The 16,243-nt window shown below is 67.3% G+C and carries 11 protein-coding genes and 1 pseudogene; 6 read left to right on the top strand and 6 right to left on the bottom strand.

Annotated elements, in window-relative coordinates:
* Positions 1-56: 56 nt before the first annotated feature.
* Positions 57-692 carry a hypothetical protein gene (locus tag ACIBO8_RS10515; RefSeq protein WP_396114888.1) on the bottom strand — a complete coding sequence of 212 codons (636 nt, stop codon included), beginning with the start codon at positions 690-692 and terminating at the stop codon, positions 57-59.
* On the bottom strand, positions 692-832 hold the full coding sequence (locus ACIBO8_RS10510; RefSeq protein ID WP_396114886.1) for a hypothetical protein: 141 nt from the start codon (positions 830-832) through the stop codon (positions 692-694). The genes ACIBO8_RS10515 and ACIBO8_RS10510 overlap by 1 nt, the downstream gene beginning before the upstream one ends.
* Positions 833-1,130: 298 nt before the next feature.
* Here ACIBO8_RS10510 and ACIBO8_RS10505 point away from each other — a divergent pair, with 298 nt between their 5' ends.
* Positions 1,131-1,883 carry a hypothetical protein gene (locus tag ACIBO8_RS10505; protein WP_396114885.1) on the top strand — a complete coding sequence of 251 codons (753 nt, stop codon included), beginning with the start codon at positions 1,131-1,133 and terminating at the stop codon, positions 1,881-1,883.
* A 195-nt stretch (positions 1,884-2,078) separates the two neighbouring features.
* On the opposite strand, the gene ACIBO8_RS10500 is transcribed toward ACIBO8_RS10505, so the two are convergent.
* Positions 2,079-2,399, bottom strand: coding sequence for a hypothetical protein (locus ACIBO8_RS10500; RefSeq protein ID WP_396114884.1), 321 nt, complete (start codon positions 2,397-2,399; stop codon positions 2,079-2,081).
* A gap of 406 nt (positions 2,400-2,805) precedes the next feature.
* On the opposite strand from ACIBO8_RS10500, the gene ACIBO8_RS10495 reads away from it, so the two are divergent.
* A complete protein-coding gene (locus ACIBO8_RS10495; protein WP_396114883.1) occupies positions 2,806-3,675 on the top strand; it encodes a hypothetical protein in 870 nt (289 codons plus the stop codon).
* Positions 3,676-3,697: 22 nt separating this feature from the next.
* On the opposite strand, the gene ACIBO8_RS10490 is transcribed toward ACIBO8_RS10495, so the two are convergent.
* Positions 3,698-3,940, bottom strand: a complete 243-nt coding sequence (locus tag ACIBO8_RS10490; RefSeq protein WP_396114882.1) for a hypothetical protein — start codon at positions 3,938-3,940, stop codon at positions 3,698-3,700.
* Positions 3,941-4,447: 507 nt separating this feature from the next.
* On the bottom strand, positions 4,448-4,597 hold the full coding sequence (locus ACIBO8_RS10485; protein WP_396114881.1) for a hypothetical protein: 150 nt from the start codon (positions 4,595-4,597) through the stop codon (positions 4,448-4,450).
* Between the two features lie 166 nt (positions 4,598-4,763).
* On the opposite strand from ACIBO8_RS10485, the gene ACIBO8_RS10480 reads away from it, so the two are divergent.
* The 4 genes and pseudogenes from ACIBO8_RS10480 to ACIBO8_RS10465 all read left to right on the top strand — a co-directional run.
* Complete coding sequence (locus tag ACIBO8_RS10480) at positions 4,764-5,006, top strand: hypothetical protein (protein ID WP_396114880.1); 243 nt, start codon at positions 4,764-4,766, stop codon at positions 5,004-5,006.
* Between the two features lie 361 nt (positions 5,007-5,367).
* Positions 5,368-6,459, top strand: coding sequence for a tyrosine-type recombinase/integrase (locus ACIBO8_RS10475; protein WP_396114879.1), 1,092 nt, complete (start codon positions 5,368-5,370; stop codon positions 6,457-6,459).
* Between the two features lie 1,141 nt (positions 6,460-7,600).
* Positions 7,601-7,825, top strand: coding sequence for a transposase (locus ACIBO8_RS10470; RefSeq protein WP_396115607.1), 225 nt, complete (start codon positions 7,601-7,603; stop codon positions 7,823-7,825).
* A 198-nt stretch (positions 7,826-8,023) separates the two neighbouring features.
* Positions 8,024-8,659, top strand: a pseudogene (locus ACIBO8_RS10465) (transposase); the annotation flags it as partial.
* Between the two features lie 486 nt (positions 8,660-9,145).
* On the opposite strand, the gene ACIBO8_RS10460 reads toward ACIBO8_RS10465, so the two are convergent.
* Complete coding sequence (locus ACIBO8_RS10460) at positions 9,146-16,237, bottom strand: SpvB/TcaC N-terminal domain-containing protein (RefSeq protein WP_396114878.1); 7,092 nt, start codon at positions 16,235-16,237, stop codon at positions 9,146-9,148.
* Positions 16,238-16,243: the final 6 nt, after the last annotated feature.

Here is a 16,243-nt window from a genome sequence, read left to right as displayed (position 1 = left end):
TCCGTGTGAGGGCTGCGCCCCGGTGGCTGTTTCCCTGATAGGCAGCTATACGGCCATCACTCTTGCCGCCGCTGAGAGCGTGCGGCATCTCGCGCTTGAATGGTCTGGTCCTCGATCGGCCATCTCCAAAGCACCATGTCAGCCACTTCCAGCTCCGGAACGTCGTGTCCGCCGATACCCGCGACGCTCACAGGGAACGAAGGGTCAGTCGCAGTAACCACCCAATCTTTCGTGCCCGGAACCTCATAGCGTTCCGCCGACACAAACGCGCCGCCAATTTTTATCTCAGTCGGCGTGCCGGATGCCATGGAAATCAGTTCCAGTGCCTTGGCAGCGTCTCGTTGATCTGATATGTGGGTCTCCGCATATCTCCGCGTGAAAGGCAGAAGGGCGCTGAGCGTAAGACCGCTACGCTCAAGGGTTTTCGCTGACCAAATGCTCACGTCGGGGATATCTCCGCCGGCTCCGGCCGAGCGGGACAGCGTTACGGTCAGGAGTTCCTCGTCATGCCACGAGGTGCTGACAAGGTCAAGCCGAGGTTGTCCCACTTTGGGAGCGTCCCATAGAACAAAACCTACCTCATCCATTACTGACTCCTCACCGTCAAGACTCCTGGAATTGCCCCGCCAGCTCAGAGCCAACGAGGCATCCAGCACAGTACTGCATTCCGCGTTAAGCGACAGGGTACTCATCAGATGTCTTCTAGCGACGTATGCCCCACGGTGTCCCACGGAGAGGGCGGAGTAAGCAGGTCAGCGGGCACATCGGTGCCGGTCGGCGCGATCAGATAGTTGCCGGAATTGATGAGCAGGGTGGCGTTGTCATTAAGCAAAGAGGCGACTCCTTAAGTCGTAAAATAGAGATGCAGCCCCCCTTGGGCCGGATAGGCTTCATCCATGACCAGGGTGTGCCATATTGGCCCTCTCAGCCTTGAATGGCATGTGATTACCAAGCGGCAATCAGCTTGCCCCGGGAGATCCACGTCATGAGCCCAGCTTCACGCAGGACAAAACCCGCGGGCCGGGAAACCTAAAGTGCAATTAGGAACGTCCGATATTGTGGCCATGAACGCCGCAAGGTCAACGCTCCTACGCGTATCGTCAGCACCGACACTGGCACCGACGTCCGGCGTGAAGACCTCGCATAGCTTCGCGAAGGTAGTTGCGTTAGCGCTCATCGTGCCGGCGGGGCTGGCCGCTTGCGGCAACTCGGCATCCACGACAGAAGCGGCTTCGAAGGCGAAGACCAGCTACGTGGGAAAGGTGGACTTCCCGAAGGCCGCGTCTCAGCCGAAGAAGCCTGTCGCTAAACTAGTCCTGAAGTCATACAAGGTGAAGCGGGACCCAGGCGGCGAAATCGGGTGTCTTCCCATCCTCGGCTGCGCCGCAACGAAGAGCAACACCTTCGCTGCCACAGCGAAAATCAAAAACGCTGGGAATGCCTCAGCGGAAGACGGCAGCATCACGCTGATCATCTCGAAAGGCGGCTCCCCGGTAGCAACGCTCACCGCCGAGTCGACGGATATTGACCCAGGCTTCACCAAGACTCTCAACTTCTACAGTAACGACAATTACGAGTCCGGCACTTACGCTGCCGAGTTGAAGTACACGCCTTCCGATGACACCTATGAGAAAATGGAGGCGGAAGATGATGCTCAAGCGGCACGTGAAGACGCGGTTCAGCGAGAGCTGACCAAACGCCTGAACGAGTACAACAGCGTCGACTGTGATTTCGACTCGGACATGAAGTTTACGGCTGGTACGGAAGTTGAGTGTTCAGCCTCACTTACTGCCGAAGAATCCTCATGGGATGCGATGCGCAAGGTCATCGTCAAGTTCACCGACAACAAGGGCGCATACACCGCAGAGGTCGTCAAGCGATGACCTTGAAAAGGACGAGCACGCGAAGCATCTAGAATTCGGGCGTCACTTCAGCGCGGGTCCGGGGGCGGCGGACCTGTATGCGATAGGCGGTCTCGTAGCGCCACACCCCGGTGGGCAGGTCCGCGTATTGCACGGGGCCGGTTGCGGTGGCCCAGTCGGTGACCCGGCGCGGCGCTGAGGTCATTTCCACCCGGGTCAGGTGACCGCGGCCGGGCACGACGGTGTGATTGAAGTTGTAACGAGATTCGCTGCTGCGAGCGCCCCCGCCAATGAGGCTGAAGGCAAATAGAGGCTGTGGCTTAAGCGGCGCCGGCTGCCGTACTTGCGGGCCAGCGCCCGCGGGTCGGCCTCTGTATCGGAATCGTCGGCCGGGTCCAGTCCGCCGCTGAGCGCCGCCGGTGTTGAAGGCGCGACCGCGAACTTCTGTAGCACCTTCGCGTCGGCTTCCAGCTCCTGCACGGTGGCGCCGCGCAGCCGCGCGGCCAGCTCGTCAGGCAGGTTGAACCGGCGGGGCACGTCGCTGCGGGGGATTCAATTGGTGAGGCGCTATGCAGAAGCTCCACCGAAAAACCAGGCGCGCAAGGAACTAGTGGGAGTCACTCGGACGAGGCAATACTGCGGTTTTCGTCGTGAAAACGAAAAGTCAGCCGTTAAGCTCGTTGGCTCGGCTTCACTAGATCCAGCACACACGGAGAGCCTCCACCTCGAAAAAACTTCAGATTGGCAAGTCATGGGGAAGCGGAATAGAAATACGAGCAGGGCCGGTCGGAACAATCGAGGCCGCGTGGATACCTCGACAGAACCGGCGAGTCCGCAAAGGGCAGCCTCGCTAAATGGCCCCAAGCCGGCATCCGAAGCTGAGGTCAAGCCTGGCTTATGGAGTAGAATTACTCGCTATCCAAAGGCTACAATCGCCGCCGCATTGACCGCAGTATTGGTTAGCGCGGCGAGCGCTGTGGCTCTACAGCTAGTAGATGCCAATAAAGCCAAGGATGCGGTCAGAGATCGCGACGCAGGGCAATTCATCGATAGCTTTGCTGCTGGCGACGCTCTTCAGGTGACACTCTACAACATTCACGATGCTGGCGATTCGTGGACATCGGCCTTCAGTGTAGAGAATAGAGCGGCTGCGCGACCCTTCATCGAAAACACTACCTTGGGCTACCCATTCAACAGCATCACCCCTTTTGATTACTACTCTTCAGTCCTGGACGCCGGGGGGTTCGCACTTGGCGGCGCCGTTCTAAGCCTGGAGGTTGAGGGTAAAAGAAATCAGGAAGTAACTATCTTCGGCGTGCACGTTGACAGGCATGCCGTGAAGTACCCGCTCGGCGCGGCCATCCTTGTCTACAACCAGGGAGGGGACACTAAGCAGATGCACATCGATCTCGATAAGCCCGTCCCGACTCCGGTGACTATGGATGTCAACGGTCCGACGAAAGAATTGTTCTTCCGGGCCCACAGGATTGGATTGACGTCCGGCAAGAAGGAAACACTAGACATCGAGCTGGTGACCGCAAGATCGGCGTACGAGTTTACCTTAGCCTTGGATTACGAGGTCGGCGGCAAGAAGTACACGCAGGTCATAGATCGAGGTGGTCAGCCGTTTCGCGTAGCCCCCGCCCCCTGTGTCGGTCAGAATTTCGGCGGACTACTGCCAAAGGAACGGATTAACAGTGACGGCAGTCCCATATTCGGCCAAGTTGGCCAAAGGAAGTGGATCACAGCTGAGCAGGAATATCGCATGGAAGTCGTGCCGGCCTCGAACGTCTGCGACAGATCGGGTGGATAGACTCAGCCATGAGCGTGATTTGCTAAATGAAGTAGCCGCGTCCGGTGCGCGGGCGGTCCTTGCGCCCCCGGGTGCGGTAGTCGTAAAGCGCCTCGTGGGCGAGCATCAGCGCCGCGTACAGGTCGACCTTTCGCGGCGATTCGCGCCCCCCGGCCTTGCCGAAGCTGACGCCGTGCTGGTTGACGCGACGGTGAGGGTTGAGCACATGGCGCTTGAGTGCGAGGTCGCCGTCGTGGCCGATCTTGCCGTAGAGGATGGCGCGCATGAGCCGTTCGTGGCACGGGTGACGCGTTGCAGCGACTGGCGCATGTCCCAGCCGATCGCGCTGCGATCGGTGGCCTTGACGGCCAGCCGCTCGGAGTAGTGCTCCGACCAGTCGGTGATGTGGCTTTCCCACAGGGCGACATCGCGTAGAAGCCCTTGACGTCGAACAGCCGGAACGCTTCGTGGACCGCGCTGTTGACCGCCTCGCGGTCGACCTCCCAACCGTCACCGGCGGGACCGTCCGGGCGTTCCCAGAGTCCGAGGACAAACGCCACGCCGTCGGTTCTCAGGGCGATGATTCCGGTGGCATCGTCGGTCTTGCCGCCGTCGAAGCCTAGAAAGACTTCGTCGCCCGGCTTGAGCGTCGCTCCCTCCACCAGCAGCGGAACCCACTGTTCCGGCCCGTAGAGTGCGTCCTGGTCGGCGAGGACCTGGTCGAGCCACATCCGCCGCGACCGCGCGGGAGCGATCGCCAGGTTCTGGACCGACTGAATGATCGTCTCGACGTTCAACCACTCGGCATCCCTCGGATCTTCGGGATGACGATACGCAACGCTGCCGGAGTCAGCGGCGTCCGAGGATGCGCCTCGATGCTGTCGTACAGGAAGCCGACGTCGCCAGCGCGACCTTCGCGGATCTTCTCCCACGCCTCACGCATCCGACGATCGTGGCCTCAAGCACCGCGGCGAAGACGACGCCCGCACCGTGCCGATCCCGCCGGAGCTTGTGGCGATCCTGCGCGAACGCATCAAACGGTTCAAGGTGACCGACCACCTGTTCCGCAGCGCCAACGGCAAACCGATCTCTCCTCGGGTTACGTACGGGTGTGGCGCGAGGCGCGCAAGCTCGCACTGACGCCCGCGCAAGTTGACTCCCCGCTCGCCGCACGCCCCTACGACCTGCGCCACGCCGGAGTCAGTCTGTGGCTCAACGCAGGAGTCCATGCTCCTGACGTGGCCGACCGCGCCGGCCACTCCGTCGACGTCCTGCTGAAGGTCTATGCCAAGTGCATCGACGGCGACCGCGACACGATGAAGGCTCGGATTGAGTTCGCCCTCGCCGCCTGAGCAGTGTCCCGCGAGGCCTGGCACGTGACACAAGCCAGGACATGCAACCCGCTCTGACCAGCCCAAACGGTTTCAAGATCATGACACGCATTTGCCACAACTGGTGGCAACGGGCTGCTTCAAGCGGCATACGCCTGCCTACGAGACCAAGCTCTACTGATCTTGCAGCCGTACATGCAGCCTGCTCAGAAGGCGTTTCGGCTGGTCTAGGAGGTGCCCCCGGCAGGAATCGAACCTGCGACCTGCGGTTTAGGAACAGTTTCTCCTTGTCGCATTGACCAGCATTGGCGTACGGTTCGACCCCTGGCATGCCATTAGCGTGCCATTAGCCAATGAGCGACACGGGGCAAGGACGAACGCTATGGGCACACGACGTCAATGGGGCGCGATCCGCGAACTGCCGAGCGGGCGCTTCCAAGCGCGGTACCCGGATCCAGACTCTGGAAAGATGGTTGCGGCTCCGCACACCTTCGCCAACCGGAAAGCGGCTGATCGGTGGCTCGCCAAGAAGCGCACCGAGATCGACGCAGGCACCGCGGTTGACGACAAGCTAGCTCTGCGGCCACTTCGGGAGTGGTGGCCGGGTTACGAGAGGTCATTCGCTCACCGCAAATCACGCACACGGGCGGGGTACACCAGATCGTGGAACCTTCGGGTGGCACCAGAATTCGGCGGCACTCCGGTACGGCGCATCAACGGCAACTCGATCGACGACTGGGTTGCCGGGATGCTCGCCGCGGGCGTCAGCGCATCCAAAGTGACCGAAGCCCTGGGGGTTCTGAGACGAGTCCTTGCGCGGGCCGTCCGCGACCGCGCTATCCCCACCAACCCCGCGCTCGATCGGTCAATCAAGCTGCCACCTCAACCGAGTATGCACAGGCCGGTGCTAAGTCCAGCCGAGGTTGAAAAGTTCGCAATGAGCATGCGACACCAGCGAGATCAGGTGCTGGTGAGGTTGCTGGCCTACGGCGGACTGCGCATCGGTGAAGCTCTCGCCCTTCGCTGGGTCGACGTTGATCGCCTCGGGAACAATGTCAAGGTATGCCTCAGCGTTGAAGACACGTCAGGCGCAATCATCGTTGGCCCGACGAAGACCTACGCTACCCGGGACGTCAATCTTCCTGCATCGCTGATCTCACAAATGTGCGACCTCCCCAGAAAGAGCGAACTCGTCTTCCCGAACCGGCTCGGTAGGCATCTTCGTTATAGCAACTGGCGCCGCGACTGTTGGGACAAGGCCGCTGATGCATCCGGGATTGTCGCGTTGCCGCACGACCTTCGAGGAACCTGCGCATCTCTGCTTATCGACGCGGGAGCCAGCGTCAAAGACGTACAGAAGCACCTAGGACATAAAGACGAGATCACGACGCTTCGTCTCTACACGCGGGTACGGCCTGGACGCTCGAAGGATCTCGTGAAGCGTCTTGAGACGCTCCTCGCCGAGGCCGCCTAGCGCCACCCCGCATTTCAACTGACCGCAATGCTGCGACAGCAGAAAGTCACGTCAACAACGGATCGCGACTTACTGCTCCGCATCGCTGAAAGCGCCACCGCAGGGCGCCCTCGCACTCTTCTGCGGGTGCGCGCCAATGAGAGGAGGTTCCACTTGCCATGGGTCTTGAAGACCTAGAGGCACCAAGACTGCCGTTTGAGGAAGACGGCCCCGTCGCCGCCGTGATTGCACCCGGCGGCGACAGCCGGTGGCATTTCCGGTCAGTAGCACTTGGTGGCGAACAAGCCTGCAAAGGCACGCCAGCGGTGGTGGTTACTTGTTCCATGTGGAGGTGCGAGGGTGACGGGTGGACATGCCCCGCGGCGACGATCGCGGTATAAGAGTTGCTTGCAGTGCGGGCAGCTTGATCAGATGGTGAGCGTGCCGGCTGCGGTGCGCGACGGTCGCTCCACCGGCCTGGTGCGAGGCAGCGTCACCGGTCGGTATGGCTATGACGTGCCAGTGAGGGCTCATGTGGTGCATGTCAGCGCGTTGGCTCGCACGTTGGCCCCGCCCACGAGGCCTCGGAGGCTGACGAAGCCAGCGCTTGCTCTCGGAATCTCGGGATGGTTGGCGGTGTGGAACTTGCAACTCACTGTGCTGCATCCGACGAACGGCACGGCATGGTCCGGGGTGGTGTTCTTCGCTCTGCTGGCGTCGGCAAGCGGGTCGGTGCTGCACAGTCGACACCGACAGGCTCAGTTGATGGGACTGCTGGTAGACGAGGCGCTCGGCTTGTGGCGGCGGTCGTGGTACTGCCGGCGGTGCGGAGTTGTCAGCGTCTACGGATCTGGGCGGCCGGTCGCTGTCAGGGCGAATGGCCTTGCAGCGGCGCTGCTGGATCTCGCTGGTCAGCGTCGTCAGGAGGCGGCACACGCTGCACGCCCCCCGTTCCTCACGTTCCGCGGTAGCCATCGACGGACCGTTCAGGGTTACGAGTACCCTTGTCGGTGCCGCGCGGGCGGCGCCTGTGCAGAGTGTGTGTCGGCGAGCGCTTGACCGCGATGGGCGCGCCCGGCTTGGTGTGTTTCTCCGGGCCAGGGCTTAAGGGGATAGTTCACGTTTGCGCACGTCATCGGCCGTGATCGTTCGTTGGGCGAGCATGGGGATGGAGCGGCTTCCATATCGAACGGATCTTTCGGATGCCCGGTTGGCGTTGATCGAGCCCGTTCTGGTGCAGTGGCGTGCGGCGCGGCGAGGTCTGGGGATCCGGCCGCCGGTCCACGACCTGCGGGAGATCGTCAATGCGATCTTGTATGTAGCGCGGACCGGCATGGCGTGGGGAGTACCTGCCGCACGACTTCCCGCCGGCGAAGACGGTCTATGACTACTACGCCAAGTGGGAGGCCGACGGCACCACGGCGCGTATCCACGATCTTCTGCGGTCGCGGGTGCGTGAGACGCTGGGCCGTGATGCCGAGCCGAGCGCCGCGGTACTGGACGCTCAAAGTGTCAAAACGTCTTGCAACGTAAGGGAATCCCAGCAGGGCATCGACGCGGCGAAGAAGATTAAGGACGGAAACGGCACATCGCCACCGACACCTTCGGACTACTGCTGGCGGTCGTGGTCACGGCGGCGTCGGTGTCTGACTCCGCCGCCGGCAAGACCCTGCTGAGCGCGCTCGCCGCCGAGCACCCGGCGGTGAGCAAGGTCTGGGTCGACGGTGGCTACCAGAACACCGTGCTGCGTCACGGCGCAGGATCGCAGCAACGCCGAGCTGGTCGCATGGGTGAAGTACTGCGACGCTGGCCGATACGCCACGTCGTACAGATAAATGGCTATCTGGGCGCCAGTCGCTTTGTCGATCTTCTCCGCCATCTGCCGTACGCCAACCTGAGGTCCAGGCTGACCGAGAGCCTGGACCGCCTGCCGGATCACACTGTCGGGGATGAAGCCGACGCTCGACACGAAGGTCAGCAGATTCGGCAGAAGCTTGATCTCTGCGGCGCGGAGCTTGCCGACGGCGTCCGGCTCGCGGCCCGGGCGGCGTTGTACGGCGCCGCGTCGTTGTGGCCGATGATCAGGCCGGGGCGCCAGGCGCCGCCCTCCCGCCATTCTGCGTCGGGCGCGGGCACGAAGCCCGCCACGGCGGTGTGCAGATCCCGAAGCCATCCGGCGACCTGCCGAAGCGCGTCGTCGCTGTGGACCCAATCTCCCTGATAGCTGTTGTTGTACCGACCCGCCTCGCGCCCGTTCGACGCAGGGTTAAACCTGCCCGTGCCGGCCGAGGATTGCGCTGTCTTGGAGCATGATGCGCCGTCGGGTGGCTCGTGGGCCGGGCCGGCGCGGCGGCAGCTTAGTCCCAGGGCTCGCGAGTGCGACCAGCCCGCCGGGACGGCGGGCGATGTGCCAGCCCAGCGTCCGCCTTCTGTCCGCACTCGATGTGCCCGTTTCGACCCGGTGTGGCGAATGGCTCGTCGCGGTACCTTCGCTGCCGACGTAGTGTCCCGTGTCGCGTTTTCAACGTTCGATACGTGACTGGGCTCACGTCTCGCGCTGCTGTGAGGGCGACCGCATCCGCCACTGCGCCCGGGAGGTAATCATCGATCCGCCGTCCGGGTGTGCCCATGGTCTCGCGGCCCTAACCGGCCCCAACCCTCGCCCGGCGGTGATTTCTCTCGCGCCCGTGATTTCCGGGCAGGCAGGCTACTGCGCGACGATATCGGTCTCGAACGTGACCGTCGGCTTGCCTGCCGCGCTGCTGGCGTTGTCCGCGAGGCTGGAGCCGGGGAAGCGGGTGGTGAACTCGCCCGGTGAGATGTTGTGAGCCGTGGACTTGTTCAGACTGATCAGATTCTCCTCCATGGCGAACGACTCCATCTCGGTGAGATCGGAGGTCACGGTGATCTGGTCCACTTCGCCGATCCAGTCCCTCTTCGTGGTGTCCCTGATGTGCGCCCTCACCCGGTCGACCCAGGTGCCCGGATCCTTGCCGCCGGCGCCGCCCGACTTGCCGACGTAGAGCACCTTGCCGTTGCGGTCCTTGAGCACGTAGACCTGGTAGCCGCGCTGCGACCGGGCGAGATCGCCCCGCCGGACGTTGCGCAGCCACCACTGGGGCTTGCCGGTCGGCGCCCGGCCCATGCCCGCGTTGAGCACGACCGCGCCCACCCCGACGTTCAGGACGCCCGCCGTCGCCGAGAGCGCGCCGACCGCGACGGCGCCGAGGCCGATGGCCGAGCCGATCAGCGAGACGCCGCCGGTGACGGGCGCGGCCGCCGCGCCGCCGCCGGTCAGCCCGCCGCCGCCGAACATGGCGATCACCCCGGTCACCGCCTGGACGATGCCGGTCGCCGCCATGCCGATGCCGACGCCGGCCTGCGCCTCGGGCGACAGCCGGTCCATGTAGCCGAGCTTCTGCATGGTCCCGACCCCGGCGGCGCCGATGAACGGCACGCACGCGGCCGCGGTGCCCATCACGATCCCGGCGCCCAGGTTGGCCCACTGCGAGCCGCGCAGGCTCTCGAAGAAACCCTGCTTCGGCTCCATGTCGACGTCCTCGGGAGCCTGCGGCTGCGCATGCTGCGCCGGCTGGCCCTGCAGCCCGCTGGGATCGTGGAACCGCAGTGGGCTGCCGCGACAGTACCGGTACGGGTTGGGGCCCTCGCCCAGTCCCGCCGGGTCGCAGCTCACCCAGCGGCACGCCGCCGGCTCGTAGTAGCGGGCCAGGTGATAACTCAGCCCCGACTCCTCGTCCCGCTCCCGGCCGGTGAACCGGTAGCGCTTGCGGCTGAAACCGCCGAAGCTGGTTTCCCCGTACGGGAAGTACTCCTCACGGCGCAGCCATCCGCCGGTGTCGTCGGCGGTGACCGCGACGCTGCCCAGGTGGTCGCCGAGCGTGTACTGAACGGCCGGCCCGGCGTCGTCGGGATGCGCCGGTCCGCTGCGGATCTGCGCGATCCGGGCGTCGCCGTCGAGCACCTGCAGCACGGTGTTCGCGCCGCCGCCGTACCACCGGTGCTGCTCGACCAGATTTCCCACGTAGATGGTGCTGGCGTCGCGGGACCCGTTGCCGCCGCGCCGGACCCACTTCTTCACCCGCCGGCCCTCGACGTCGTAGAGGTAGCGCGCCGCGACCGACGTGCCGTTGCCGTTGCTGACCCGGAATCCGATAAGCCGCCCGGCGTGGTCCCAGGTGTAGCGCCGGTCTTCGTTCTCCCCGGTCAGATGGCCGGCGACGTCGATCTCGCTGGTGAACTCCGACCCGCCGTTGTGGACGGAGGTCAGGTGGTTGTCGGACGCGTCGGCCCACTGGTCGGGCGGCAGCCCGGCGTACCCGTAGCGCCGATGCCAGCTGGGCCGGTCCGTCCCGGTGGTCACCGAGTACAGCAGGTCCAGCAGGTTGCCCACCGGGTCGTAGGTGTACTGCTCGCGGTACCCGGTTGTGACCTCGGGGGCGTTCACCGGGGAGGGCGCGGCCGGCGGGGCGGCGGCCGGCGGGCCGAGGAAGCCGCAGCGAGGGCCGTCGTCGAGCGGGCGCAGCGAGCCGATCGAGGCGCAGGCGCGGCCGGTCGCCGACACCAGGCGGTAGAGCGGGTCGTGGTCGAAGGTGCGGACCAGCCGATCGGGCCCGTCGGCCGAGCCGACGACGCCGCAGCCCGCCGTCCGGTCGTCGATCGTGCCGAGGTTGCCTACCAGGTCGTAGGCGTAGCGGTGGTCCTGCACCGCGGCGCCGGCCGGGGTCCAGCCGGTCAGTGTGTCGTCGTCCGCGGTCATCGGCGCGGTGCGCAGCGCCGTGAGCCGGAAGGTGTCCGGGTCGTACGCGCAGCGGGTGACCAGGCCGTTCCCGTAGGCGGCCAGGACCCGCCGGCCGTGGGCGTCGTAGGCGAGGAGCCGTACGAAGGGGACGTCGTCCACCGCCACCGCCCTCAGCGCGCCGGACCGGGCGTAGTCCGGCGTGATCCGCGCCCGATGCCCGGTCACGTCGACCGGCGCCAGGATCTCGGTAGCCCGGCCGAGTGCGTCGAACCGGCTGGTCGTGCGGTGGGCGACCGGGTCGAGGGCCCCCCGCGCGCGGGCGTCCGCCCAGTCGGCGGTCCACCCGGCCGGCTCGGCCGCGGCGATCGCGTCGTCGCCGATCACCTCCCGTGCCTGCTCGGCCGGGTTTCCGGTGAAGTCGTAGGAGTCCACGGTGAGCCGGCCGGCGCCGTCGTACTGCCGCCACAGCCGGCCGAGGCGGTTGGCGTCCCGGGCGGCGGTGCGGTCGGCCACAGGCTGGTCCGCGGCACTGCCGTCGCCGTACTCGCTGACCTCCCGCAGGGTCAGGTCGTCGGTGGCCCGGTCCCGCGCGTAGGTCCGGCGGTGCCGGTTGAGCAGGTCGTACGTGCGCAGGCTGAGGGCGTCGCGGGAGTCGCGGATCTGCAGCAGGTTGCCGGCGGCGTCGAACACCGACACGGAGGTCCCGGCGTCGAGGTTGTCCACCCGGACCGGCCGGTCGGCAAGGTCATAGGCGTGCGCGTACGCGATGCGGCCCAGCTGGTCCTCGACGGTGCGCACGTTGCCCCGCCCGTCGTGCTCAGTCCGCACCGCGTGCCAGTCGGCGCCGGGTTGCGGGCCGCAGCGGGCGACCTGACAGATCGTCCGTCCTAGGGCGTCGAGCACAGTCGTGGCCGGCGTGTCGTGGTGCGAGGCCGGGGCGGCCGGCCCGAGCGGCGTCCCGTCCGGCCGGCTGGAATGCGGCGCCATGTCGTTCTCGTCGTACCCGGTGACGGTCCACGGCGAGGGATTGCCCTGGTCGTCGCCGTAGACCGTGAGCCGTTGCGAGCCGTCGGGGTTGAGGATGCGGTCGATCCGGCCCCGCGGGTCGCGGAAGGTGCTGACGACCCGGCCGCGCCGCGCGTCCTCCTCCGGCTGGAAGAGCCAGCCGGCGTCGAAGAACGGCTCGTACCGCTCGACCACCTGGCCCTTGTTGTCGAAGACCTGCCAGCCGCTGACCACGACCCGGTCGGCGACGAGCGTGCCGGTCGCCGGGCCGTCCACGGCGGACGCCTCGAAGGTCAGCTCCTCGGTCTGCAGGCGCTGCTGGATCACGCGACCCCAGCCGTCGGAGTACTCCCGGCTCTCCACCACCTCGTCCGGGTCGGCGGCGCCGAGGTCCGACGGGTGACGCACCCGCCGCGTCGTGTGCACGCTGATCGGCTGGCGGCGGTCGTACCAGGAGGACAGGTCGTAGCGGTAGGCGACCTCGGGCCGTTCCGCGGTGCCGCCCTCGCCGTTGCGGCCCTCCAGGAACACGGCGGTCAGCATGCCGAGCGGGTGGAAGCGGTAGCAGGTGGCGTGCCCGTTCGGGTCGACGACGCGGCGGGCCTGGCCGGCGCGGTAGTCGTATTCCGCGGCCGTCACGAGGCCGGCCGGATCGGTCGCCGACGCCGGAAGCAGCCAGAAGCCGTCCGGCTGGATGGTGGTCTCGTTGCCCAGCGGGTCCCGAACACCCAGGACGAGCCCGCGCGCCGGTCGGCCGGGGGCGGGCAGCTGGACATCGTACGCCTGGCGGACGGCGTCGGCGTACCAGCCGCCGTCGCGACGGGTGTATCCGGTGATGGCGCCGAAGCCGGCCGGAGCGCCCGCCGGCAATGGCTCGGTGCCGCCGAGGTAGTCCGGGCGCCGGTCCTCGTGGACGGCGTCGAGCAACTGGTCGGTCAGCACCAGCCGCTCGGTGCGGGTGAGCAGGCCGTGCTCGCCGACCTGGCCGAGCGGCAGGCCGTCGTACGCCGGGCCGTCGTAATGGTGCAGCGTGTGCTCGAGGAGCACGACCGCGCCACCGGCCAGGGTCTCGAAGGTGTCGCGGACCGCCGTCGCCGCCGCGACCTGCGCGGCCAGCACCGCCGGCAGATCCTGCGGATCGTCCTCCTCGACCGCCGGTGGGTCGGCCGGCTCGTACGTGCGGACCTCGGCGACCCGGTCCTTGATCGGCGAGGCGCCCTCCGCGTAGTCGGTGCGGGTGTGCTGCGCGAGCACGGTGGTCCGGTCGGGGACGAACGTGCGGGACGGGGCGACGGTCAGGGCCCGGCGGTTCGCCGACCGGCGGGGCGGCGCCACCGTGGTCTGCCGTCGGGGCTGGCCGTACGCGTCGTGGCCCGTCGTCCATGTGAACCGGGTCAGGGGGTCGTCGCCGCGCTCCCACTCGCTGATCCGCTGGGCCACCTCGAAGGCAGCGAAGACCCGCGGCTCCTCCGGCCGGATCGTGTAGGCGTGCTCGGTGATGCTGTACGGCCGATCCTCCCGCCCGGTGCCGTCACGGCCGTACATCTCGGTACGCAGGACCCGACCGCGCAATGCGCGCAACGCGTCCCGCTGCTCCGCCGCGCCGGGCAGCGTGCGCAGGAACCGGCGGATGCCAGCGGCATGGTCGAGCAGGCCCGGGTCGCCGGACCAGTACTCGTCGCGGTGGTCGACCTCGGACGGGTCGTCGAGCTCATCGACCGGACCGAGATGAAACCAGGTCCGAGTGAGGCGCGGCGGGCAGAACGAGCGCCGCTCGACCGGCCGGAAGGGCGCGTCCGGGAGCAGACCGGCCTCGTGGTAGCCGTCGAACGTCTCAGTGTCGAGCTGGTCGACGCAGCCGAAGCCGCGGAACTCCCGCTCGCGGCCGTCCCAGTAGCCGTGCCGGTACCGGAAGACGCTGGTGAGCTTGCCGCCGCTGACCGCGTCGACACTCTGCACCGAGGTCACGACCGGCACCACGAACGGCAACGGCGTCTTCCAGCGGGTGGCGCGGTCGCGCTCGTCGACGAGCGAGAACCGGCTGGACGGCTGGTACCCGATGCGGGTGACCGCGCCGATGTGGTTGTCGATCTCGCAGAGCAGGCGCGGTTTGTGCGCGCCGGCGAGGTTCAGGAAGTACATCGCGGGACGCCCGGCGGACGCGTCCCGGCTCCACAGCACCCCGCCGACGCCGACGCCGAGCAGGTCGACGACGCGGAGGCTGTCGGACACGCCGATCCGTGGACAGCCCGGCACGGTCAGCGGGGGGCTCCAGCCGTTGCCGCCGCGGTTGATCCAGACGGTGGTCTCGCCGTCGCCCACGTACACCAGGTCGGCCAAGCCGTCGCCGTCGACGTCGCCGAGGATGAGCCGCCGCGGGTCGTGGCCGGCCGGGAACACGGGTCCGCCGGTCATCCGGATCCGGGCGCCGAACCGGCCCCGGCCCAGGTTCGGCCAGTAGGCCACGCCGCGGTCGTTCACCAGCACGAGATCCTGCAGGCCGTCCCCGGTCAGATCGGCCGTCTTGATCCGCGGATCGGCGAAGTCCACGCCGGTCGGTCCGTCGTCGACGGCTGGCGCCGGCCGTGGTCCGCTCCAGCCGGCGTCCCGGTCATTGAAGAAGCAGGTGAGCCGGTCGTCGGCGCGCAACGCGTCGGTGGTGCCGTCGCCGTCCAGGTCGAGCAGCCGTACGCGCGGGTCGTCGAGGCCGAACGACGGCGCGTTCGCGTGCCTGCGGAACCGTCCCCAGGCGCCGCCGAACCGCAGCGGAAAATACCCGGACAGCGCCGGGGTGGTGACGAACAGATCGGCGCGGCCGTCGCCGTCGGCGTCGAGGAGCTGGACGCCGGGGTCGGCCAGCCGCAGCCCGGCCGGCGCCTCCGCCATCGAACGGGGTCGGTCGAACGTGCCGCCGAGGTTGCGCCAGTACCGGACGGTTCCGTTCAGCTCGATCACGTCGGGAAGCCCGTCGCCGGTGCAGTCGACCAGTTCGAGGTCGCCGTGTGCCAGCGAGGTCAGCGGCGCGTCCGGGCCGCCGACCGGGGTGAACCGGCGCCCGAGCGGGTCGAACTCGGTGTAGCCGAACGTCAGCGGCGGCAGGTCGGCCCGCGGTTGCCCGGCGCCGTCGAAGCCGGCGACGGCCACCTCGGCCAGCAGGGACACGCCGCTGTACGGGTCCTGCCGGTACCGCAGGTCGTACCTGCGGACCTTCCGCTCCTCGGGCACGTGCACGGCTGTGGTGATGGCGGTGCAGCGCAGCGTCGTGCGTACCTCGAAACCGGTCCGGTACGCCGAGGACGGGTCGTCCCGGCTTGCGTAGTCGAACGTCACCGTCGCCAGGAACCGCCGCGTGCCGTCCTCGAGGCGGTCAGCGTAGTCGATGCCGGCGGGCAACGGCTGCCGCCACCGGTGCCCGTCCGCGTCGCCCTCGTCCCAGCGGTACCGGTAGGCGATGACGTTGCCGAGCGTGTCCCGAGTCTCGGTCAGTCGCCAGGCCGCGACGTGGCCGGGCCGCCGGGGGTCGGGATCCGCGAGGACCGCAGGGTCAGCCCCGGCCGGCCGCGGGGTGCCGTAGGTGCTGGTCAGCCCGTCCTTCCCGGCGACCTCCCAGTAGTCGTCGCCGGTCGCCGGGTCGCGGTGGTGCACGATCTGGGCATAGAGCCCTTCGACGCGTGGCCGGTACCGCACCCGGGTCGGCGAGAGCCGTTCCACGGGCACCAGGTCCTCGGCGCCGGCCAGCACGAACGTGTCCCGCTCGTCGTCGTAGAGCGGCACGCCGTCGGACGTCTTGCGGGCGATCTGGGGCAGGGCGAGGGTCCAGCCCAGCCCGAACAGCCCGGCGCCGTGCCCGGTGCTGTAGGTCAGCTCCAGCCGGGGCTGCAGGCCCCGCCGGCCGGACGGCACGACGATCGGCACGGTCAGATTGCCGGTGCCGGTCTGCAGGTCCGGCGCGAACGTCTCGCCGATGCCGCGGACCGCGCCGCCGCCCTGCGGCGGCCCCATGATCGAGCCCGGCGCGCGGGCGGCGTCACCCATCGGCCC

It is taken from the genome of Actinoplanes sp. NPDC049681, assembly GCF_044465265.1.
In the GTDB taxonomy this organism is placed as follows: domain Bacteria; phylum Actinomycetota; class Actinomycetes; order Mycobacteriales; family Micromonosporaceae; genus Actinoplanes.
The sequence above is the reverse complement of the archived record's forward strand: the minus strand, read 5'-3'. Positions and strand labels throughout refer to the sequence as shown.